The sequence below is a fragment of the Pseudomonas sp. P4_B4 genome (assembly GCF_056402255.1).
In genome coordinates this window covers 1-21,880 of the sequence record NZ_JBFUHS010000040.1, presented here as the reverse complement: position 1 = coordinate 21,880, position 21,880 = coordinate 1, and the positions used below count along the sequence as shown (strand labels likewise).

The following is a 21,880-nucleotide window of genomic DNA, read 5'->3' as shown; positions in this document are numbered from 1 at the left end:
CGCCCCGGCCAGTGCTTGGGTACAATTCCACGCTAATTTGATCGAGTATCAGGAACGCTTACATGATCGCTTGCCTGCGGCTGTTATCTGCCCTCTGCCTCGCTGCCTTGCTGGCGGCTTGCGCCAGCTCGCCCTCCTCCAGCCTTGGCGAACTTCCACGGACACCGGACGCCAGTATCGAGCAACTGCTTGAGAAGGCCTCCCAAAGCAAATCACCGGAAGATGCCGCCCTGCTGCGCCTGAGCGCTGCCGACCTGGCCTATCGCCAGGGCAATGCCGGCCAGTCCGCGCAAATCCTGCAACAGGTTCCGATCGAACAGCTCAAGCCGGGCCCACAAGTTTTCGCCAGTACTCTGGCGGCGGAGCTGGCCATGACCCGCAATCAGCCCAAGGCCGCGCTGGCTGCCTTGAGCCATCCGAGCCTGCAACGCTTGAGCGAACTGCCCGTCGAACAACAGGTCCGCACCGGCACCGTTCACGCCCGCGCACTTGAAGCCGATGGCCAGACCCTCGCCGCCGCTCGCGAGCGCATTTTCATCGCCCCGATGCTAAAAGGTGAGGCCGCGAGCAAAAACCACGAAGCCATCTGGGTCCTGATCGCTTCGCTGCCAACCGATCAATTGCAGCCAAACACCAACGACGATCTCGGCGGCTGGATGGCCCTGGCGCTGGCCGTGAAATCCGCCGGCACCCTGGAGCAGCAACAAGCTGCCATTGAAAACTGGCGCGCGCGGAATCCAAAACACCCGGCAGCCATCCAATTGCCGCAGCCTCTGACCCAACTCAAGGAACTGGCCAGCCAGCCCCTGAACAAGATCGCCCTGCTTCTGCCTCAGGACGGCCCGCTGGCCTCGGTCGGCAAAGCACTGCGCGACGGCTTTATGGCCGCTCACTACCAGGCCCAACAGGCCGGGCAGAAACCACCCGCCATCGAGTTCTATGACAGCTCGCGCCTGACTTCCATGGACGAGTTCTACCGCAAGGCCCAGGCCGATGGCGTGCAACTGGTCGTCGGCCCGCTGGAGAAGCCGCTGGTCAAACAGCTGAGCTCTCGCCCGCAATTGCCGATCACCACCCTGGCACTGAATTACAGCGAGGGCGATCAAGGCCCGGCGCAGCTGTTCCAGTTCGGTCTTGCCGCTGAAGACGAAGCCCGCGAAGTGTCGCGCCGCGCTCGCGCCGACGGCCTGCATCGCGCAGCCATCATGGTGCCGAAAGGTGAATGGGGCGACCGCGTGCTCAAGGCATTCAGCCAGGATTGGCAAGCCAATGGCGGCACCATCGTCGCCACCGAACGCGTCGATCAGCCGGTCCAGTTGGCCCAGCAGATTGCCGACATGTTCCAGCTGCGTCAGAGCGAAGGTCGCGCCAAGAGCCTGCAAAGCACGGTTGGCTCGCAAGTCGCTGCCCAACCATCGCGCCGCCAGGACATCGAGTTCATTTTCCTCGCCGCAACACCGCAACAGGCCCAGCAGATCAAACCGACCCTGAACTTCCAGTACGCAGGCGATGTTCCGGTCTACGCCACCTCCCACGTGTTCAGCGCCAGCGGTGACGTCAACCAGTACAACGACATGAATGGCATTCGCTTCTGCGAGACGCCATGGTTGCTGGACGCCAATGATCCACTGCGCCGCCAGGTCACCGCCCAGTGGCCACAAGCCGCCGGCAGCCTGGGGCGCCTGTATGCCATGGGTGTGGACGCCTATCGTCTGGCGCCACGCCTGGGCCAGCTCAAGTCACTGCCAGACAGCCGCATCGACGGCGAGTCGGGCAGCCTTGGCATATCTCAGAGCCAGCGGGTCGTGCGCCAGTTGCCATGGGCCGAGTTCGCCAATGGCCAGGTTCAGCGCCTGCCGGACACCGCTCGCTGATGCCCGACAGGTCACGCCAGCAAAGCGGCAAGGATGCCGAGCGCCATGCGCTCGAGCATCTTCAGCAACAGGGTCTGCGCCTGCTGGCGCAGAACTGGTTGTGTAAACGCGGCGAGCTTGATCTGGTCATGCTAGATGGCGATACAGTAGTATTCGTTGAGGTCCGCTACAGAAAAAACACTCAATGGGGTGGCGCGCTCGATAGCATCGATGAGCGCAAACGGCAAAAACTGATTTTCGCCGCGCAATATTTTCTTCAGCGCGAGCCGCGCTGGGCCAATTCCCCTTGCCGCTTCGACGTGATTGCCATCGACAGCAACCTCGATCAGTTGAACTGGCTACAGAATGCCTTCGACGGCTGATCGCCGGCATTGCGAACCGGACACTATCACCCAACACTTTTGCTCTTTGCTTTGCGGGCTGCACGTTCACGTGCCGAACAGCCGCGCTACTTAAGGTCACACAGATGGACATGCAATCCCGAATTCGCCAGCTTTTTCAGGCCAGTATCGACACCAAGCGACAGGCGATGGAAGTACTTGCACCGCACATCGAGCAAGCCAGCCAGGTCATGGTCAACGCCCTGCTCAACGAAGGCAAAATGCTTTCCTGTGGCAACGGCGGCTCTGCCGGTGACGCCCAGCACTTCTCGTCCGAGCTGCTCAATCGCTTTGAGCGCGAGCGCCCGAGCCTGCCGGCCATCGCCCTGACGACCGACAGCTCGACGATCACCTCGATCGCCAACGACTACAGCTACAACGAAATCTTCTCCAAGCAGATCCGTGCGCTCGGCCAACCGGGCGATGTGTTGCTGGCCATCTCCACCAGCGGCAACTCGGCCAACATAATTCAAGCGATCCAGGCCGCACATGATCGCGAAATGATTGTCGTAGCATTGACGGGACGTGATGGCGGCGGCATGGCGTCGCTACTGTTGCCCGAGGACGTCGAGATTCGCGTACCGGCCAACGTCACCGCTCGTATTCAAGAAGTCCACCTGCTGGCGATCCATTGCCTTTGCGACTTGATCGACAGCCAATTGTTCGGGAGTGAAGAATGACCCCTAATCGCCTTGGCCTACTGGCCTTGACACTGTGCCTCGGCATCAGCGGCTGCACCTCGGTGGTGACCGCCAGCCGTGAAGCACCGATTGAAGATGACCGCGGTACTCGCACACTGGGCAGCAAGATCGACGATTCCCTGATCGACACCAAGGTTGGCGTGAACGTCGCCAAGGCCGACCCGGCCCTGGATAAGGATTCGCATATCGTCGTCACCAGCTTCAACGGTGTCGTGCTGCTCGCCGGGCAAACGCCACGCGCAGACCTCAAGGCCAAGGCCGAACAGGCCGCCGCCGCTGTCCAGCGCGTGAAACAGGTGCACAACGAACTGCAAGTCCTGCCGCCCTCCTCGTTGCTGGCCCGCCAGAATGACACCTGGCTGACCACCAAGATCAAGGCCCAGATGCTCACCGATGCAAACATCCCTGGTTCGCGCATCAAGGTTGTCACTGAAAACGGCATTGTCTACATGCTGGGCCTGCTGACCAAACAGGAAGCGGCACAGGCGACCAACCTGGTACAAGGCGTTTCCGGCGTACAGAAGATTGTGAAGTTGTTCGAGTACATCGACTGACCTGCAATCACGCGCAATAAAAAAGGCGATCCATCTGGATCGCCTTTTTTATTACTTCACCACTTTCAGACTGGGGCGACCGCTTGGACGCGGCGGCTCACTGTCGGGCGGCGGAAGATCGTCATCCGGTTCGATCTCGTCGTCCTCGCCCATCGGCGATTCCAGATCGAACACCATGCCCTGGCCATTCTCCCGGGCGTAGATACCCAGGATCGAAGCAATTGGCACGTACAAGGTGTGCGGCACGCCACCAAAGCGCCCCTCGAAACTGACCGCCTCGTTATCCATGTGCAAGTGACGCACGGCTTGTGGCGATACATTCAGGACGATCTGTCCGTCACTGGCAAACCCCTGAGGCACCTGCACCGACGGGTACTCGGAATTGACCAGCATGTGCGGGGTGCAATCGTTGTCCACAATCCACTCATAGAGCGCGCGGACCAGATAAGGTCGACTGGAGTTCATAGCGGCTCCTTAAGCCTTAGCGCATATCGCGTTCGACACCAGACAGACTTGCCTGGAAAGCCTCACGCGCAAACGAGCGCTCCATGTAATCAAGCAGCGGCTTGGCAGGCCGCGGCAGTTCTATACCCAAAATCGGCAATCGCCAGAGTATTGGCAATAGGCAGCAATCCACCAGACTTTGTTCCTCGCTGAGGAAAAATGGCTTGTCGGCGAACAACGGCGACACACCCGTCAGGCTTTCGCGCAGCTCTTTACGAGCGACAACGCGGGCTGCTTCCTTGGTCCGTGAATCCAGGATCAGATCCACCAGGCCACACCAGTCACGCTGAATACGATGAATCAGCAGACGACTGTTGGCACGCGCCACGGGATAAACCGGCAGTAGTGGCGGGTGCGGGTAACGCTCATCCAGATATTCCATCACCACAGTCGACTCCCACAACGCCAGGTCGCGATCGACCAGGGTGGGCAAGCTGCCGTAAGGGTTCACTTCAATCAGTTTAGGTGGCTGGCGACCAGCCTCCACGTAAATGATCTCGGCGCTGACACCCTTCTCTGCCAGTACGATGCGCACTCGGTGGGAATAGTGGTCGGCGGGGTCGGAGTAACAGGCCAACCGATTGGTCACGCCCATGGCGATCCTCCTCGCTTGTAGAAATTATCGAAAGCTCAAAAACGAGCGCGCCCAGAGGGCGCCTCCCGTAACGACTGGATTACCAGTTTCGCTACATCTTCAGAGGAGCCCTTGGGCGCGCGCGATTAACAGCAATAGCTTGAAGCTTTATCAGTGCACGTCTTTCCAGTATTCGCGCTTGAGCAGGTAAGCGAAGACGAAGAAGAACGCCAGGTACAACAATACGTACGTACCTATGCGCTGATGTTGCAGCTTAACCGGGTTAGCCGAGTAAGCCAGGAAGGTTACCAGATTCTTGACCTTCTCATCGAACTGCTCTTCAGTCAGAGCACCGCTTTTCGGCACGATGGTCAGTTGATCGCACGCTTCATGAGTCAATGGCGTGCCGGTCAACGGATCAAATTGCTTCTTGCCGTCTTCGACGATCTGAACCTGTTTGCAACCAACCACCTGGCGACCTTGCAGGCCGGCCAGGACGTTAGGCATACCCACGTTCGGGAAAACCTTGTTGTTCACACCCCATGGGCGCGCAGGATCTTCGTAGAACGACTTCAGGTAACCGTAGAGCCAGTCGGTGCCGCGTACACGGGCAACCAGGGTCAGGTCCGGCGGCGCTGCGCCAAACCAGGCCTTGGCGTCCGCTGGCTGCATGCCGATGCTCATGTGGTCGCCGATCTTGGCACCCGTGAACATCAGCTTCTCCAGCATCAACTCATGGGGAATGCCCAGGTCGTCGGCAACACGCTCATAGCGTTGGAACTTGGCACTGTGGCAACCCATGCAGTAGTTGGCGAACGTACGTGCGCCGTCCTGCATGGCTGCTTTATCCGAAACGTCGATGTCGACTTTTTCCAGCTCGGGGCCACCGTGCTCAGCTGCGAAAGCGAACACTGGCAACGCAGCAAGCATCAATACAGCAAATAGTTTTTTCATCAGCCAGTCACCCTTTCCGGAACCGGTTTGGTCTTCTCGAGCCTGGTGTAGAACGGCATCAGAATGAAGTAGGCGAAGTACAGGAAGGTACATACCTGCGACAGCAACGTACGCTCAGGGGTTGGGGCCAATACGCCCAGCACACCCAGGATCACGAATGCGATGCAGAACACCCAGAGCCAGATCTTGCTCAGCCAGCCCTTGTAGCGCATCGACTTGACCGGGCTACGGTCCAGCCATGGCAGGACGAACAGCACAGCAATGGCCGCGCCCATGGCGATAACACCCAGGAGCTTGTCCGGAATCGCACGCAAGATGGCGTAGAAAGGGGTGAAGTACCAGACCGGAGCGATGTGCTCTGGGGTCTTGAAGGCGTTCGCCACTTCAAAGTTCGGCTTTTCAAGGAAGTAGCCGCCCATTTCCGGGAAGAAGAACACGATCGAGCAGAAGATGAACAGGAACACCACCACGCCGACGATATCTTTCACGGTGTAGTACGGGTGGAAGGCAATGCCGTCCAGCGGTATGCCGTTTTCGTCCTTGTGTTTCTTGATGTCCACGCCGTCCGGGTTGTTCGAACCGACTTCGTGCAATGCCAGGATGTGCAACACCACCAGACCCAGGATAACGATCGGCAGGGCAACCACGTGCAGGGCGAAGAAGCGGTTCAGGGTAATACCGGAAATCAGGTAGTCACCACGAATCCACTGGGTCAGGTCGTTGCCGATGACCGGGATCGCACCGAACAGCGAGATGATCACCTGGGCACCCCAGTAGGACATCTGGCCCCAAGGCAGCAGGTAACCCATGAAGGCTTCAGCCATCAGCGCCAGGTAGATCAGCATGCCGAAGACCCACACCAGCTCACGCGGCTTCTGGTACGAACCGTAGAGCAGGCCACGGAACATGTGCAGATAGACCACGATGAAGAACGCCGAAGCGCCGGTGGAGTGCAGCAGACGCAGGATCGAGCCGTACTCGACGTCACGCATGATGTATTCGACGGAAGCGAACGCCTCTTCCGCCGACGGGTTGTAGCTCATGGTCAGCCAGACACCGGTGACGATCTGGTTGACCAGAACGAGCAGCGCCAGGGAGCCAAAGAAATAGAAGAAGTTGAAGTTCTTCGGAGCGTAATACTTGCTGAGATGGTCTTCCCACATCTTGGTGGCGGGAAAGCGCGCATCAACCCAATCCATGAACTTGCTCATCACGCTTTCTCCGTATCGACGCCAATGATAATAATTTCATCGGTCTCATAGGAATGCGGGGGAACTGGCAGGTTCAAAGGCGCAGGTTGCGACTTGTAGACGCGACCGGCCAGATCGTAGTGGGAACCGTGGCAAGGGCAGAAATAGCCGCCTACCCAGTCTTTACCCAGATCCGCAGGTGCCACTTCGGGACGGAAGGTCGGCGAGCAACCCAGGTGCGTGCAGATACCGATCAGCAGCAGGACCTCAGGCTTGATCGAACGGGTTTCCGGATCAACGTAAGTCGGTTGTGTCGAGTTCTTGGAGGTCGGGTCAGCGAGCTGGCCCTCGATCTTCTTCAGATTCCCCAGGATTTCCGGTGTACGGCGGACGATGAACACCGGCTGGCCGCGCCACTCAGCAATCATCTGCTGGCCTGGCTCGATTTTGCTGACATTCACTTTCACCGGTGCACCTGCGGCTTTCGCCTTGGCACTGGGAAACCATGACCCCACGAACGGGACCGCAGCCCCCACCGCTCCTGCAGCACCCACCACGGATGTGGCTGCTACCAAGAAGCGACGCCGGCCTGCATTCACGCCGTCATTGCTCATTCAGTCCTCTCCCATCAGCTTTGTGGCCTGTTAAATCAGGCATCTACTAAGTAAAACTATGTACTTATAAAAATTTTGCCGAATGGTAATGAAAAGCCCCAATTCTGACAAGGTAATTACCGGAGCCCATCACCCCCAAGCCTTGTAGTATAGGGCGTCTGCGGATGTGGCAAGTTGTCACAGCGCAATTCTTTGATAAATCGCAGACATAAAAAAACGCCCAGCTCCGTGAGGAAACTGGGCGTTCTTTTTTTGAACGTGAAAGCGAATTAACGCTTCGAGTACTGCGGACGCTTACGCGCTTTACGCAGACCGACTTTCTTACGTTCAACTTCACGAGCATCGCGGGTTACGAAGCCGGCTTTACGCAGGGCGCTGCGCAGAGTCTCGTCGTAATCCATCAGAGCGCGAGTGATGCCGTGGCGGATTGCGCCAGCCTGACCACTCACACCACCGCCGATCACGGTGACGTAGATGTCGAATTTCTCGACAGTCTCAGTCAGCTCCAGCGGCTGACGAACTACCATGCGGGCAGTTTCGCGGCCGAAGAAGTTATCCAGCGAACGGTTGTTGATGGAGATGTTACCAGTACCCGGACGCAGGAAAACGCGTGCGGTTGCGGTCTTGCGACGGCCAGTGCCGTAATTTTGAGTCGCCGACATAATGTACTATTCCGTTAAAACTTCAGTTCTTGGGGCTGCTGAGCAGTATGTGGGTGTGCAGCGCCCGCATAGACTTTCAGCTTACGGTACATGTCGCGACCCAGTGGGTTTTTAGGCAGCATGCCTTTAACCGCGGTCTCGATCACGCGCTCAGGGGCCTTGGCGATCAGCTTTTCAAAGTTGATCGACTTGATGCCGCCCGGGAAACCGGAGTGGGAGTAGTACATTTTGTCAGTGGTTTTAGCACCGGTAACACGGATCTGCTCAGCGTTGATTACGACGATGTAGTCGCCGGTGTCAACGTGAGGAGTGTACTCAGGCTTGTGCTTGCCACGCAGACGGCTCGCGATTTCGGTGGCCAGACGACCCAGGGTCTGACCAGCAGCGTCGACGACAAACCAGTCGCGCTTTACTGTTTCTGGTTTAGCAGTAAAAGTTTTCATTCTTTATAGCCTCAGGGGCCGCCCTGTAAATTAGACGGCGGATCTTACTGAATAGTGCGTACTTTGACAAGTCAAAGGCAGCCGGATACAGACGCTTTCGGGGGCTCGGGTCGGCGCGTCCGTTCAACGGCAAGATTCTTCGGCGGCGGCGCATCACTTCCACTGCAGAAAGAGGTGCGCAATTATGCAGATTGCGAAAAATAATTCAACCTGCTTTTATGATTGTTTTGCCCAAGGAGCACCCGATGGACTATCGCCAGCTAGGCCGAACCAATCTGAACGTGAGTGCCCTCTGCCTCGGAACCATGACCTGGGGCGAACAAAACAGCGAGGCAGACGCCTTCGCCCAGATTGAACGGGCCAAGAGTGCCGGGATCAACTTCATCGACACCGCCGAGATGTACCCGGTGCCGCCCAAGGCCGAAACCTACGCCACCACCGAACGCTACATCGGCAATTACTTCAAAAGCCGCGGCGACCGCGCCGACTGGATCCTCGCCAGCAAGATCGCCGGCCCCGGCAACACCATCGATTACATCCGCGATAAAAACCTGCGCCACAACCGCCAGCACATCAGCGAAGCGGTGGACGCCAGCCTCCAGCGCCTGCAGACCGATTACATCGACCTGTATCAATTGCACTGGCCGGAGCGCAGCACCAACTTCTTCGGGCAACTGGGCTACAAGCACAAGATCGAAGCCAACCTGACCCCACTGGAAGACACCCTCGAAGCACTGGACGAGCAGGTCCGCGCCGGCAAGATCCGCCACATCGGCCTGTCCAACGAGACGCCATGGGGCACCATGCGCTTCCTGGCCCTGGCCGAAGCCCGTGGCTGGCCACGCGCGGTGTCGATCCAGAATCCGTACAACCTGCTCAATCGCAGCTTCGAAGTCGGCCTGGCGGAAATCGCCATCCGCGAACAGTGCGGCCTGCTCGCCTATTCGCCGCTGGCGTTCGGTTTCCTGTCAGGTAAATACGAAGGTGGCGCCCGCCCGCCAAAAGGTCGCCTGAGCCTCTACAGCCGCTTCAGCCGCTATTTCAACCCGCAGTCGGAAGCAGCCTGCAGCCGTTATGTGGCCCTGGCTCGCGAGCACGGCCTGGACCCGGCACAAATGGCCCTGGCGTTCGTGACGCAGCAGCCATTCGTGACCAGCAACATCATTGGCGCGACGACGATGGGGCAACTGGAGAGCAACATCGCCAGTTTTGATCTGAAATTGTCGGAGGAGGTACTGGAAGGGATCGAGGCGATTCACAAGGATCACCCGAATCCGGCGCCATAACCCCCATTTGTAGGAGCGAGCTTGCTCGCGAAAAACCTGAGCACACCGTTGGGTGTCAGGCTTTCAACGTTATCGTTGACGACCATCGCGAGCAAGCTCGCTCCTACAATGACCTGGCGATGATCTCCTTCATGATCTCGTTCGTCCCGGCATAGATCCGCTGCACCCGCGCATCCGCCCATGCCCGCGCGATCGGGTACTCCCACATGAACCCGTAACCACCGTGCAACTGCACACACTCGTCGAGCACCTTGCATTGCAGGTCGGTGCCCCAGTACTTGGCCATCGCCGCCGTCGGCACGTCGAGCTTGCCTTGCAGGTGCAGTTCCAGGCAACGGTCGACGAAGACCCGGCCGATCTGGATTTCCGTGGCCATCTCCGCCAGTTTGAACCGGGTGTTCTGGAAATCCGCGATCGACTTGCCGAACGCTTTGCGCTCGCGGGTGTAGTCCAGCGTCCATTGCAGTGCCGCTTCCGCCGAAGCCAGCCCGCCAATGGCCACTGTAAGGCGCTCCTGGGGTAATTCCTGCATCAGGTAGGCAAAACCCATCCCTGCCTGACCCAGCAGGTTTTCCTTGGGCACACGCACGTCCTGGAAGAACAGCTCCGAGGTGTCCTGAGCCTTCATCCCGACCTTCTCGAGTCGCTTGCCCTTGTCGAAGCCCGGAGTATCGGCTTCCACCAGAAACAGACTGGTGCCCTTCGCGCCGGCCTTCGGATCGGTCTTGGCGACGACGATCACCAGATCGGCCAGGTAGCCGTTGGTGATAAAGGTTTTCGAGCCGTTGATCACGTACTCATCGCCATCGAGCACGGCTGTGGTTTTCACCCCTTGCAGATCGGAACCGGCGCCCGGTTCGGTCATGGCGATCGCGGTGACCATCTCGCCGGACACCAGTTTCGGCAGGTATTTATGCTTCAGCGCTTCACTGCCGTAATGCAGGATGTACGGCGCCACAATATCCGAATGCAGGGAAAAACCGATACCGGTCAGGCCCAGTCGCCCCACTTCTTCGATCACCACCGCGCTGTAGAGAAAGTCCGCCCCCAGGCCGCCGTACTCCTCCGGCAAGTGCGAGCAAAGCATCCCCGCCTCCCCTGCCTTGTTCCACAGCTTGCGGTCGATATAGCCCTGTTTTTCCCATTGCCCATGGAACGGCACCGCCTCTTTTTCGAGGAACGTCCGCACGCTGTCGCGGAAAAGCTCGTGCTCGGAACTGAACAGGGTTCTGGGGATCATGCGGCACCTTTTCTTTGTTTTTAGAAGGAGTTGACCTAAAGAGACTATGCCTCGCTTCCGATACAGGACACTGGACACATCCGACAAAAAATAAGACGATCCAGCCGTCTGGTGACCACTTCCCCCTATAAAAATAAAGTTGAATTATGTCTAACCAAGCCTCCACGCCCCTGCGGCGCGTCAGCATCCTGGCCATCGACCGGGTTTTCGCTTCCACCCTCATGCAAGCCAAGGATTTCTTCCACCTCGCCAGCCTGCGCTACGGCAAACAGCTGGGCCAGGGCCTGACACCTGCGTTCGAAACCCGCCTGGTCAGCCCCGATGGCAAACCGGTCAACACCTTCAGCGATGTGATGATTCCGGTGGATGGCGGGCTGGAAAACGCCGACATCATCGTTCTTCCCGCGTTCTGGGACGATTTCGACAGCCTCTGCAAGCGTTACCCGCAAGTCCTGCCCTGGTTGCGCCAGCAACATGCGCGCGGCGCCGTACTGTGCGGCGAGGCCACCGGTGTTTTCTGGCTGGCCGAAGCCGGGCTGCTCAATGGCAAAGAAGCGACCACCTACTGGCGCTTCTTCAATGCCTTCGCCGAACGCTTCCCCCAGGTCCAGCTCAATCAGGACAAGCACCTGACCGACGCCGATAACCTGTACTGCGCCGGCGGCACCACCTCGGCGTGCGATTTGTACATTTACCTGATCGAGCGCTTCTGCGGCGCCAATGTGTCCCAGGCCGTGGCGCGGGACATTCTGTATGAAGTGCAGCGCAGCTATTCACCGGGACGGATTGGATTCGGCGGGCAGAAGCTGCACCAGGACGTGATCATCCTGCAGATCCAGCACTGGCTCGAAGAACACTTCGCCGACAAGTTCCGTTTCGAAGACGTCGCCCGCGAACACGGCATGAGCATCCGCAACTTCATGCGCCGCTTCCAGACCGCCACCGGCGACAAGCCATTGCATTACCTGCAACGCCTGCGCATCGAAACCGCCAAGGGCTTGCTGTCCGGCAGCCGCAAGAGCATCAAGACCATCAGCTATGAAGTTGGTTATGACGATGCGAGTTTCTTCGCACGACTGTTCCGCCAGCATACGGAGTTGTCGCCGAACCAGTATCGGCAGCAGTTTCAGCAGGCTGCATAGCCAAACACCAACCGAATGTGGGAGCGAGCCTGCTCGCTCCCACATAGAACCTTGCGCCGGCCACGCAGTTCTTTTCGCTGTGCATTTTCCTACGCAAAAAGCGGAATACAGAGCGCCGGAGAACCCAACCCGGCCCACAGACGCAGCCCCTTAAAAACTTCAACATCTTCCCTGCAAACACCATCAGGGAAGATCAACCATGACTATCGGATAAAGCTACAACTACCCTTCATACATCGCCAAGGAGGCCGCCCGAACAAAGCGCTCGGCTAAAAACAAATGGGCGGCTCGCTTTCCCAATCCTCCGGATTTGTGCTTTGACTATCGTGCACTGGTAGAACAGGAAAACGGCATCGCCAGGGCAACTGACCCGCAACATAAAATCTGCATCATCGGCGCCGGCGTCACAGGCTTGACCGCCGCCAGAGAACTCTATCGCTGCGGCTTTACCCATATCACTCTCATCGAACAATCCAGACGCATCGGTGGCAGGCATCTGACCGTTCCCGGTAGCCGAACTCGGCAGAAAGCCATACACCGTTTGAAATGGGCGCCATGCGCATGCCCTTCTTCAACCGGGCGGATGAGCCACCGACAGAAGGTCGGTCGCTGATGGCTTACTACGCCAATCAATTTGAATTGGCGTTTTCAGACTTCGCCAACCCCGGTAGCCAATGGGTTAACTCGACAGGCATCTATCTCCGGGAGGGCAGCATGGGCGGCGGATCGGCGTCGCAAATGTTGATATGGAAAAACGAAGACGGCGTCACACCGCCTCCCGGCGATGAATTGCAAAAGGTTTATTCCAAGTGGAAAGCCTTTGCCGATCGCATGACCCGCCACGTTGCTGAGCTCTATGCGAGCCAGGAATGGGAAGCCATATGGGCTTCTATCGTTGAAAAATACGAGAGTGTCTCGTTCCGCGACCTGGTCAGCATGCCAGCACTGGAAGCTTGGGATGGCCGCTCACCCGGAGATTTCGGCGGAATGGGAATGTCTGCGCAAGAGTCCGCAATTTTTTACGCGATAGGTATAGGTGATGGTAGCTGGGGAGCTTTTTACGACGTCTGCTGCCTCTACCCTCTGCGTACCGCGATTTTCGGTTTCAGCAGCCAATTGCAACTGATCCATGGTCGAGTGGACTCAAACGGCGATCCACTGGATTCGCCCTACCTGAATAGCGAAACCGTTTTTGACTCAATGGGGCAGAGCTTCGACAGGCCCCGCTACATCGGCCTCGCCGCTTTGGACGAATGCCTGCTGTTTGTGAAAACCGAAGAAACCGGAAAGTCCATCTACGAACATTGCCTAGAAAGAAGCAATGGGCTTCTCACCGACTCATCCGTCACAAAACTGGAAAAGCTGACCAATCAAAAAATACGCGTCTATTACAACTGGAAACACAGTCAACCCGAGCAAATCCAGGAGCAATTTGATGACTTTGACTCGGTCATCATGACACTACCCTCCTGGCTGATTGAAACTCGAATCAAGCTCGAAAATTTCACCCGGGAGATGCTGCCTTTCGAGACGATTAACGCCTACAAAACCGCACACTGGGAAACTAGCTGCAAAGTGTTTGCACCGCTGAAAAAATCATTTCTCTCGAAAAACAAAAACATCCCACAAGCCATCGTAACCGACAGTTTTATCCACGATGTCTATACCTACCGCTACAACGACAATTACAGCTATGACTGCATCCTGCTGAGTTATACCTGGGAAGATGACGCAACCAAGCTCGCCTCATTCAGCGATAAGGAGCTGGTATCAAAATGCGCCGAAGAGCTGGATCGCATACTCATGAACTCTGCCAACATCCAGGAAAAAATCTCTCCCTACATCGGCATTGATCAAGCAGTGGTTCAGCGTTGGATCACTGATAAAAATGCCCTGGGCTGTGCCAAGCTTTACCGACCGGGCACCTACTACGATGCCGTCGGCCTGATGAAGTACAACCGGGACTTTGCTCATGTATCAGGCTTGTATTTGTCCGGCGAGTCATTTTCCGTCGATGCCGGTTGGACGGAGCCATGTTTTCGCGGTGCTGTCGATGCAGTGATTCATATCTGCAACAAAACCGCCGCGACCTTCAATGGCGGATTTTCCTTGAGCGACTACCCGCACTACCAACTCAAAATCTGATCACATCCCCGTTCCAGAGCCATGCACGCAATACATGGCTCTACCTCTCGCGCCGGCTACCCACTGCCATCAAACATCACACTGATCCATTTTAGGACAAGGACTACGACCTAAACGGAAGTAGCTGACTTACACCCCATTCCTGATACCCCTCTTATACACACGCCATTTAACAGCTTGAAGAACAATAAAAAGAGGAACGACGGAATGACTGAGCCAACAAGCCCTGTTCGTGTAGCAGTCGTGCAATTCGATCCACAAGTCGGCATCGAGAAATGTGTAGGTAATCTGCGTCGCAGCCTGGAATTGGCACTTGAAGCGGTAAACGGCGGTGCGAATCTCATCGTTCTGCCCGAGCTTTCCAATACTGGCTATTTCTTCAGTAATCGACAGGATGCCTTTGCCCACGCAGAAGCGGTTCCCGACGGGCCAAGCGTGCAGTGCTGGATCGACTTCGCCCGCGAACACAACGTTTACCTCGTGGCCGGTCTGGCCGAACGCGACGGCATGCGACTCTTCAACACCGGCGTTCTGGTGGGACCAGACGGTTTTATCGGCAAGTACCGCAAAGCCCATTTGTGGAATCTGGAGAAGCTCTGGTTCACCCCCGGCGACCTGGGTTTCCCGGTTTTCGACACACCGATCGGCCGCATCGGGCTGTTGATCTGCTGGGACATCTGGTTCCCGGAAGTGCCACGGATCCTCGCCCAGCAAGGCGCAGACATCATTTGCAGCCTGAACAACTGGGTCTGGACACCGCCGCCGCTGTTCGACGATGCCGGTAAGTGCATGGCGTCGTATCTGACGATGACCGCCGCTCACGTCAACAACGTGTTTATCGCTGCCGCCAGCCGGATCGGCGAGGAGCGCGGCGCGCGCTACCTGGGTTGCTCGTTGATTGCCGGAACCAACGGCTGGCCGATTGGCGCCGTGGCTTCGGCAGACAGGCAGGAAATCCTGTTTGCCGATGTTGACCTGACCAGCTCCCGCAGTGCGCCCATCTGGAACAACCTGAACGATCTGCATCGCGATCGCCGAGCCGATCTTTACGATCAGATGCTCGGCTACACCCAACACCCTTGCCTCCCACGTTGATCAGGAGGGCTATCGCATGGAAGTTACAACCGACAAAAACCAACCATCGCGTAAATCACCGATTGATACAGCCGTCGTCCTGATAATGATCGGCGCGACACTGCTGATCGTCTGGCTTTCTTTCAGCAACCGGACTTTCTGGGGAGCACATTGGCCCGGGTACGGCGACATGGTATCGCTGCTACCCGAACCGAGTGCCTGGTTGCGTTGGGTGTTAGGCGACATCAGCGAGGTGGCTTTCTACAAGCACGAGTTCGCCTCGATCGGCCTGCTGGCGGGCGCTTATCTGGCTTACTGGGCGAATCGAACGGGGAAATCCTGGCAAGGGTTTGCCATCTCCTATGGAACGGGACTTTGGCCCTGGCTGGTCACCAGTTCGTTGCTCGGGCTGCTGCTGAGCAATCTGCTGTGGGGCTGGACGGTGACAGCCACAACCTGGCAACCCACATTCGTAGCATTCGTCTCGCTGCCAGCGGCGATGGTGCTCATGTTTGGCGGAGGCTGGAGGGTCACGATCAACGGCGCACTCATGGGCGCCGTACTCGTCACACCGATGTGCCTGTTGATCGTCAACTACGTGTGCCAACCGCTGGCCTTGCCTGCAGTGATTGGCAATGTGCTGGGCATGGCGGTTGCCAGCATCCTGGCGTTTCTGTTCTGCCGCTATTGGCCGAACCTGGTGAAATCCAGGTCGTCGGAAACGCCACCCGCCTCGATCGCCCCCGCCAAGGCGCCCGACTATGGCGTCACCTGGAGCCTGCGCCGGATTCTGGCGGACTTTTCCGAAGCACCGTTCTTCGGCAATGAGCTGGCCAGCCTTGGCCTGATACTGGGTGCAGTGCTGGCATACAGCTTGAACCCTTCAAGCCCCGCGTACGGATCGGGCCTGTTGCTGCACATCATCGGCGCGCAGGCATTGGCCTCGGCAATCGGCGTGCTGATCTGGCGTCAACAATGGATGTTGCGCGGCTGGTATCCCACTTACATCCCGCTGGTTTCAGTGGTGCCCGCGGCGATCCTGGCCTATGGCGGCAGCTGGCAGATTATCGTCTCAAGTGCACTGCTGGGGGCATTACTCGCACCACCGCTGGCCTGTGTGATTGCCAGGAAATTACCGGCCGACATGCACGCCTACATCGCTAATGTACTGTCGATGGCCATCAGCACACTGCTGATCGTGCCGCTGATCGGTTTTTTGATCGCTGATTAATGCCCCAGCCATTCGGCTGTATCGCGGCCTCAAAAGCGGATACAGCCACTTTTCATTACAAACAAGCGAGGTATCCCATGGACCTGCCCAAACTGTCCATCGCGGCACTTGGCGGCACGGTAAGCATGCAAGCGAGCAATGCCGGTGAAGGCGTCATCCCGACCGTCAGCGGCGAAGCCCTTCTGACTTCCATACCGGAACTGACGACACTGGCCGGAGTGACCGTCGAGACCCTCGGCCTGCTGCCCAGTGCGTCCCTGGATTTCGAGTTTTTGCTGAACGTATTGTCCTGGGCTGAGTTTCAGGTCAAACAGGGCGCCGTTGGGGTCGTGATAACCCAGGGCACCGACACCCTCGAGGAAGCCGCGGTGTTTTTGGATTACCTGTGGCCCTACGACACCCCCTTGGTACTGACCGGTGCCATGCGTTCCGCAGCGCAGCCAGGTGCCGATGGACCGGCCAATCTGCTGGATGCATGTCGCGTTGCCTTGGCGCAGAACAGCCGGCAGCGCGGTGTCCAGGTCGTGATGAACGGACAGATTCATCAAGCGTGCAGCGTACGCAAAACCGATTCGCTGGCATTGCAGGCGTTTTCCTCTCCGGTCGTGGGGCCCGCGGGCCTACTGTTGGAAGACCGTGTTCGCTACCTGCGCCCGCCGGGGCCGCGCACGGTATTACCGTTGCCACAACAGACCACACAGAAGGTTGCGCTGCTTGAGGCCTCACTTTCGGCCGACACCCTGCTACTGGAAAATATTCTCGTACTCGATTACGACGGGCTGGTGATCGGCGGTTTCGGCGCCGGCCACATCTCGCAGCGCTGGGCGACAATGATTGAGCATATTGCCAAACGAATCCCCGTGATCATTGCGACCCGAACCGGCTCCGGCTCCACCGCACGATCCTCTTACGGTTTTAGCGGTGGTGAAATGGACTTGATCCGCAAGGGGGCATCGATGGCGGGTTTTCTATGTCCGCGAAAAGCCAGAATTCTGCTTTGGCTGCTGCTTGGTTGCCAACGGCAGCACGAGCTTGCGCAGTATCTCAACGAAGACATTTGACTTCAAAACAATGTACAAACCTGTGGGCGGAGGATTTGCGCTGACAAAAAAGGCCTGCAAACGCAGGCCTTTTTTTACTTTCCGAATCGTCCTACGGCTTGTGCGCCCGGGCCAGGAATTCGTGGGATTGCATTTCCAGCAGACGGCTGAGGGTTCGCTGGAACTCGAAGTTCAGGCGACCACCTGTGTACAGGTCTTTAAGCTCGACTTCGGCAGAAATGATCAGTTTCACGTTACGATCGTAGAACTCGTCGACCATGTTGATGAAGCGTCGGGCGATGTCGTCGGTGGTGACGCTCATCTGCTCGACATCGCTGAGCAGCACGGCGTGGAAGATCTTGCCCAGTTCGATGTAGTCGTTCTGGCTGCGCGGGCCGTCGCACAGTTCACGGAAGTTGAACCAGGCCACGTCATCGCAGGTGCGCAGGGCACGAATTTCACGGTTTTCGATCATCAGCACGTCATTTTCGACCGCCGCCGTGCACTCCGGTGTCAGCGCACGGAAGCTCTTGCGCAGGCTTTCGTTGGCGGCCGCATCGAGTGGATAGTGGAACAGTTCGGCTTGTTCGAGGTGACGCAGACGATAGTCGACGCCGCTGTCGACGTTGACGATCTCGGTATTCTGCTTGATCAGCGCAATGGCCGGCAGGAAGCGCGCGCGTTGCAGGCCGTCCTTGTACAGACCGTCCGGCACGATGTTCGACGTCGCGACCAGGGTCACGCCGTTCTTGAACAGTTCTTCCATCAGGGTGCCAAGGATCATGGCGTCGGTGATGTCGGAAACGAAGAATTCATCGAAGCAGATGACCCGGGCTTCGGTGGCGAAACGCTTGGCGATGATGGTCAGCGGGTTTTTCTCGCCGCCCAGGGTTTTCATCTCTTCGTGCACGCGCTTCATGAAGCGGTGGAAGTGTGTACGGGTCTTTTCCTTGAAGGGCAGCGCTTCAAAGAAGGTGTCCACCAGGTAAGTCTTGCCGCGACCTACGCCGCCCCAGAAATACAGGCCCTTGACCGGGGTCTGATCCTTCTTGCCAAACAACTTGCCCAGCAGGCCCGGCTTGTTTTGCTCGGCCGCGACCAGGTCGTCGTACAGCTGCTGCAAATGACGCACGGCAGTTTCCTGTGCGGCGTCATGGAAGAATTCCGGGCGTTTCAGATCAGCTTGATATCGTTCTAGGGGCGTCATAATTCGTTAGCAAGGCAACAAAAACGGGCCGACACTGTAGCGACGGCCCCGAGGAATGGCAATCGGCCCTTGGTCGGGCCGAACCGTTGTTTATTCCTGAACCGGCGTCAGGGCAATGCGCAAGGCTTCGATAGCCGCGTCGCGTGCGGTGCTGTCGGCGAAGGCCGGGCTGTCGGCAACGCACTCGCCTTCCAGCCAGACGCTGAAGCTCAGGTCTTCACTGCGCACGTCCAGATCCTGGCCCGCTTGCAGTTGCTTGGTCACTTGCCCCGCGGTTTTACCGTCGGCGAAGTTGCGCGACAGCAGCAGTTGTTCGCCATCGGCCGCCAGCAGACGGAAGCGGAAACTGCCGTCGTCTTCACGGAAGCTGACAAAACGAGCAGCCTTCACGGCTTTCTTCTTGGTGGTCGCCGCCACTTGAGTCTGGGCAACGAAGGAGCGCAGGCCCACCGCTTCACGCAGTTCGTTGAGGAAGGGTGTCGCTACCGAACGGGCTTTTTTCGCGCCGTGCTGCAGGATGTCTTCCAGATCCGCCGGGCGCTCGATCAGCTGGTTATAACGCTCGCGGGACTCGCCCAATTCGTTGTCAAGCAGTTGGAACAGACGATTCTTCGCCTCACCCCAACCCAGGCCCTGCAACAGTTCGCTGCGGAACTCGTCGGCTTGCGCCGGGGTGGCGAACGCCTGGAACAGGGTGAACAGGTGCGAGTTGTCCGGATCTTTGGCTTCGCCCGGCGCGCGGGAGTCGGTGACGATCCGCGAAATCGCGTCCTTCATCTCTTTGGCGCTGCTGAACAGTGGAATGGTGTTGTCGTAGCTCTTCGACATCTTGCGGCCATCCAGGCCCGGCAACGTGGCGACGCTCTCTTCGATCAACGCCTCGGGCATGGTGAAGAACTCTTTGCCCTGGCCAAACAGGTGGTTGAAACGCTGGCCGATGTCCCGCGCCATTTCCACGTGCTGGATCTGGTCGCGACCGACCGGCACCTTGTGCGCATTGAACATCAGGATGTCCGCGGCCATCAGCACCGGGTAACTGTACAGGCCCATGGTGATGCCGGCGTCCGGGTCTTCACCGGTCTCGACGTTCTTGTCCACCGAAGCCTTGTAGGCGTGGGCGCGATTGAGCAGGCCCTTGGCGGCAACGCAGGTCAGCAGCCAGGTCAGTTCGGGGATTTCCGGGATGTCGGACTGGCGGTAGAAGGTCACGCGGTCGACATCCAGGCCACCGGCCAGCCAGGTCGCAGCGATTTCCAGACGCGAGCGCTGGATGCGCAGCGGGTCATCGCACTTGATCAGGGCGTGGTAGTCGGCCAGGAAGTAGAACGAATCGGCATTGCTGTCACGGCTGGCGACGATCGCCGGGCGGATGGCGCCAGCGTAGTTGCCCAGGTGCGGCGTGCCGGTGGTGGTGATGCCGGTGAGGATACGGGTACGAGTCGTCATGGGTAATCGCTTGTCAGACTGCAATCAATTCGAGAGACGCGGCAGGATCAGATCCTTGAGATCGGTCAGCTTGCCATGAAAAAAGTGTCCGCATTCTGCCACTTTCAGCAGCTCATGGGGACGTTCGAGCTTGTCGGACCACTCGTAAACGACTTGTGGATCGATCACTTCGTCGGTTTCCGGCTGGATCAGGGTCAGTTCGCCGTGCTGCGGCAGCTGATCCTGATCGCCGAGGCGCATGACCGCCGGCGCGACCATGAACAGGTGCTTGAGCTGTTCGCCCTTCGCTTCCAGACGTCCGCCGAGACTTGCTGCAACAAATCCACCGAAGGAGAAACCGAACAGGGTCAGCGGCAATTCCGGGTGTCTGGCGCGAAACCATTCGGCCACAGCCTGGGCATCATCGACTTCACCGGTGCCCATGTCGTGGGAGCCTTCGCTGGCGCCGACGCCACGGTAGTTGAAGCGCAAGGTGATCAAACCGGCATCACGCGCGGTGCGCTGCAGGGTCGAGACCACTTTGTTGAGCATGGTGCCGCCCTGCACCGGGTTCGGATGGCAGATGAGCGCGAGGCCACGCGGCTGCTCGTTGTCCAGGTACAGTGCTTCCAGTTGACCCACCGGGCCATCAATCACTACAGGGGTTTCACGCATAAGCAAGGAAGGAACTCCGTGACCTCGGATCAGGTCGACTCGTCTAGCAAATTGTCTGTGGCTGTCTATTGCGAGTGAATCGCGGTATACAGCGCAGGTTCGAGCCGTTAACGTAAAGCAAAGCCGTTTATAGAGGAAGGACTCGTGGAACACTCGCTCTTAGTTTGGTTGTTACCGACTCTTGCCCTGGTTGTGGGTGTCGCCATTGGGTTCCTGATCGCTCGCGTTGCACCGAACGCCGCGCCCAGCCGCACGCAGCGTCAGCTGGACGATATTCAGGAACGTTTCGACAGTTATCAGAACGAGGTGGTGACCCACTTCAACAGCACCGCGACACTGGTCAAGAAACTGACTCAGAGCTATCAGGAAGTGCAGGACCATCTCGCCGAGGGCGCCAATCGTCTGGCCCTGGACGAACAGACTCGCCAACGCCTGCTGGCTTCCCTGCATGCCGATGCAGCACAGGCTCCACGGGAACGCCTGACGCCGCCACGCAATCAGGAACCGCCTCGCGACTACGCACCGAAAGCCCCGAACGCGCCGGGCATGCTCGATGAGCATTACGGCCTGAAGAAGTAATCAACTTTCGCGCATGGCAAAAAGCCCTCGGACAATCACTAGTCCGGGGGCTTTTTTGTTTCATGCATTCTTCTTTGCCTGTACTGGCCTCTTCGCGAGCAGGCTCGCTCCCACAATTGATCTTCAGCGGACACAGCCTCTGCGACCAAGGAGATCCCCTAATGAAATGGCTACCCCCGCTGCCCCCTGTGATCGCCCACTAAGCTTTCGCAGGGGGCTCATCGGAGATCGTTGCCATGAACAAAGTAGCTATTGCCGCCATCGACTTGGGAAAACACACCTTTCATCTACATGCACAGGATGATCGTGGTCACGAGCTGTACCGAAAAAAATTCAATCGGGTAACGCTCATGCAGCACCTGGCAAATCTCGAGCCCCTCGAGCCC

Annotated in this window: 22 protein-coding genes and 2 pseudogenes; 12 read left to right on the top strand and 12 right to left on the bottom strand. The window is 58.0% G+C overall.

Annotation, left to right across the window (positions count from 1 at the left end):
• Positions 1-62 precede the first annotated feature (62 nt).
• The 4 genes from AC1DVE_RS27620 to AC1DVE_RS27605 all read left to right on the top strand — a co-directional run bounded on the left by AC1DVE_RS27620 (position 63) and on the right by AC1DVE_RS27605 (position 3,509).
• Entirely contained in the window at positions 63-1,874 is a 1,812-nt protein-coding gene (locus AC1DVE_RS27620) for a penicillin-binding protein activator (RefSeq protein ID WP_223458989.1), read from the top strand.
• Entirely contained in the window at positions 1,874-2,236 is a 363-nt protein-coding gene (locus tag AC1DVE_RS27615) for a YraN family protein (protein WP_008045939.1), read from the top strand. Before AC1DVE_RS27620 ends, AC1DVE_RS27615 begins: the two co-directional genes overlap by 1 nt.
• Before the next feature lie 104 nt (positions 2,237-2,340).
• On the top strand, positions 2,341-2,934 hold the full coding sequence (locus tag AC1DVE_RS27610) for a phosphoheptose isomerase (RefSeq protein ID WP_223458987.1): 594 nt from the start codon (positions 2,341-2,343) through the stop codon (positions 2,932-2,934).
• A complete protein-coding gene (locus tag AC1DVE_RS27605; RefSeq protein WP_046041915.1) occupies positions 2,931-3,509 on the top strand; it encodes a BON domain-containing protein in 579 nt (192 codons plus the stop codon). Before AC1DVE_RS27610 ends, AC1DVE_RS27605 begins: the two co-directional genes overlap by 4 nt.
• A 51-nt stretch (positions 3,510-3,560) precedes the next feature.
• On the opposite strand, the gene AC1DVE_RS27600 is transcribed toward AC1DVE_RS27605, so the two are convergent.
• From AC1DVE_RS27600 to rplM, 7 genes are all read right to left on the bottom strand, one after another.
• Positions 3,561-3,974, bottom strand: a complete 414-nt coding sequence (locus AC1DVE_RS27600) for a ClpXP protease specificity-enhancing factor (protein WP_007998247.1) — start codon at positions 3,972-3,974, stop codon at positions 3,561-3,563.
• Positions 3,975-3,990: 16 nt separating this feature from the next.
• Positions 3,991-4,608 (bottom strand): glutathione S-transferase N-terminal domain-containing protein, encoded by a 618-nt coding sequence (locus AC1DVE_RS27595; protein WP_007905304.1) that lies wholly within the window; start codon positions 4,606-4,608, stop codon positions 3,991-3,993.
• Between the two features lie 150 nt (positions 4,609-4,758).
• Entirely contained in the window at positions 4,759-5,541 is a 783-nt protein-coding gene (locus AC1DVE_RS27590) for a cytochrome c1 (protein ID WP_223458985.1), read from the bottom strand.
• Positions 5,541-6,752 (bottom strand): cytochrome b, encoded by a 1,212-nt coding sequence (locus tag AC1DVE_RS27585; RefSeq protein WP_008016686.1) that lies wholly within the window; start codon positions 6,750-6,752, stop codon positions 5,541-5,543. Before AC1DVE_RS27585 ends, AC1DVE_RS27590 begins: the two co-directional genes overlap by 1 nt.
• Positions 6,752-7,345, bottom strand: a complete 594-nt coding sequence (gene petA / locus AC1DVE_RS27580; protein WP_095943480.1) for a ubiquinol-cytochrome c reductase iron-sulfur subunit — start codon at positions 7,343-7,345, stop codon at positions 6,752-6,754. Before petA ends, AC1DVE_RS27585 begins: the two co-directional genes overlap by 1 nt.
• Before the next feature lie 269 nt (positions 7,346-7,614).
• Positions 7,615-8,007: a 30S ribosomal protein S9 gene (gene rpsI, locus AC1DVE_RS27575; RefSeq protein WP_003228056.1), complete on the bottom strand. Its 393-nt coding sequence runs from the start codon at positions 8,005-8,007 to the stop codon at positions 7,615-7,617.
• Between the two features lie 14 nt (positions 8,008-8,021).
• Complete coding sequence (gene rplM, locus AC1DVE_RS27570) at positions 8,022-8,450, bottom strand: 50S ribosomal protein L13 (protein ID WP_007917032.1); 429 nt, start codon at positions 8,448-8,450, stop codon at positions 8,022-8,024.
• 245 nt (positions 8,451-8,695) lie between these two features.
• On the opposite strand from rplM, the gene AC1DVE_RS27565 reads away from it, so the two are divergent.
• Positions 8,696-9,736, top strand: a complete 1,041-nt coding sequence (locus AC1DVE_RS27565) for an NADP(H)-dependent aldo-keto reductase (protein WP_223458983.1) — start codon at positions 8,696-8,698, stop codon at positions 9,734-9,736.
• A gap of 103 nt (positions 9,737-9,839) precedes the next feature.
• Here AC1DVE_RS27565 and AC1DVE_RS27560 read toward each other — a convergent pair whose 3' ends face one another.
• On the bottom strand, positions 9,840-10,976 hold the full coding sequence (locus AC1DVE_RS27560) for an acyl-CoA dehydrogenase family protein (RefSeq protein WP_160390377.1): 1,137 nt from the start codon (positions 10,974-10,976) through the stop codon (positions 9,840-9,842).
• A gap of 221 nt (positions 10,977-11,197) precedes the next feature.
• On the opposite strand from AC1DVE_RS27560, the gene AC1DVE_RS27555 reads away from it, so the two are divergent.
• Complete coding sequence (locus AC1DVE_RS27555; RefSeq protein WP_178120848.1) at positions 11,198-12,118, top strand: GlxA family transcriptional regulator; 921 nt, start codon at positions 11,198-11,200, stop codon at positions 12,116-12,118.
• 229 nt (positions 12,119-12,347) lie between these two features.
• On the opposite strand, the gene AC1DVE_RS27550 is transcribed toward AC1DVE_RS27555, so the two are convergent.
• Positions 12,348-12,614: a hypothetical protein gene (locus tag AC1DVE_RS27550; protein ID WP_477784347.1), complete on the bottom strand. Its 267-nt coding sequence runs from the start codon at positions 12,612-12,614 to the stop codon at positions 12,348-12,350.
• Here AC1DVE_RS27550 and AC1DVE_RS27545 point away from each other — a divergent pair.
• From AC1DVE_RS27545 to AC1DVE_RS27530, 4 genes and pseudogenes are all read left to right on the top strand, one after another.
• A pseudogene (locus tag AC1DVE_RS27545) lies at positions 12,501-14,263 on the top strand (flavin monoamine oxidase family protein). The gene AC1DVE_RS27550 and the pseudogene AC1DVE_RS27545 sit on opposite strands and share 114 nt — an antisense overlap.
• A 207-nt stretch (positions 14,264-14,470) precedes the next feature.
• The gene (locus tag AC1DVE_RS27540; RefSeq protein ID WP_218426738.1) at positions 14,471-15,358 is read left to right on the top strand and encodes a nitrilase family protein; all 888 of its coding nucleotides are present in this window, start codon (positions 14,471-14,473) and stop codon (positions 15,356-15,358) included.
• Between the two features lie 16 nt (positions 15,359-15,374).
• Entirely contained in the window at positions 15,375-16,568 is a 1,194-nt protein-coding gene (locus AC1DVE_RS27535) for a threonine/serine exporter family protein (RefSeq protein ID WP_223458979.1), read from the top strand.
• Positions 16,569-16,645: 77 nt separating this feature from the next.
• Complete coding sequence (locus tag AC1DVE_RS27530; RefSeq protein WP_223458977.1) at positions 16,646-17,629, top strand: asparaginase; 984 nt, start codon at positions 16,646-16,648, stop codon at positions 17,627-17,629.
• A gap of 91 nt (positions 17,630-17,720) precedes the next feature.
• Here the strand turns inward: AC1DVE_RS27530 and zapE are convergent, their stop codons facing one another.
• The 3 genes from zapE to AC1DVE_RS27515 form a co-directional block, all read right to left on the bottom strand.
• A complete protein-coding gene (gene zapE, locus AC1DVE_RS27525; protein ID WP_223537308.1) occupies positions 17,721-18,815 on the bottom strand; it encodes a cell division protein ZapE in 1,095 nt (364 codons plus the stop codon).
• A 90-nt stretch (positions 18,816-18,905) separates the two neighbouring features.
• Positions 18,906-20,261 (bottom strand): tryptophan--tRNA ligase, encoded by a 1,356-nt coding sequence (locus AC1DVE_RS27520; protein WP_223458973.1) that lies wholly within the window; start codon positions 20,259-20,261, stop codon positions 18,906-18,908.
• 24 nt (positions 20,262-20,285) lie between these two features.
• On the bottom strand, positions 20,286-20,915 hold the full coding sequence (locus AC1DVE_RS27515; protein ID WP_223459006.1) for an alpha/beta hydrolase: 630 nt from the start codon (positions 20,913-20,915) through the stop codon (positions 20,286-20,288).
• Positions 20,916-21,059: 144 nt separating this feature from the next.
• Here AC1DVE_RS27515 and AC1DVE_RS27510 point away from each other — a divergent pair, with 144 nt between their 5' ends.
• Entirely contained in the window at positions 21,060-21,494 is a 435-nt protein-coding gene (locus tag AC1DVE_RS27510; protein ID WP_007989833.1) for a Z-ring associated ZapG family protein, read from the top strand.
• Between the two features lie 236 nt (positions 21,495-21,730).
• Positions 21,731-21,880: pseudogene (locus AC1DVE_RS27505) on the top strand (IS110 family transposase); the annotation flags it as partial.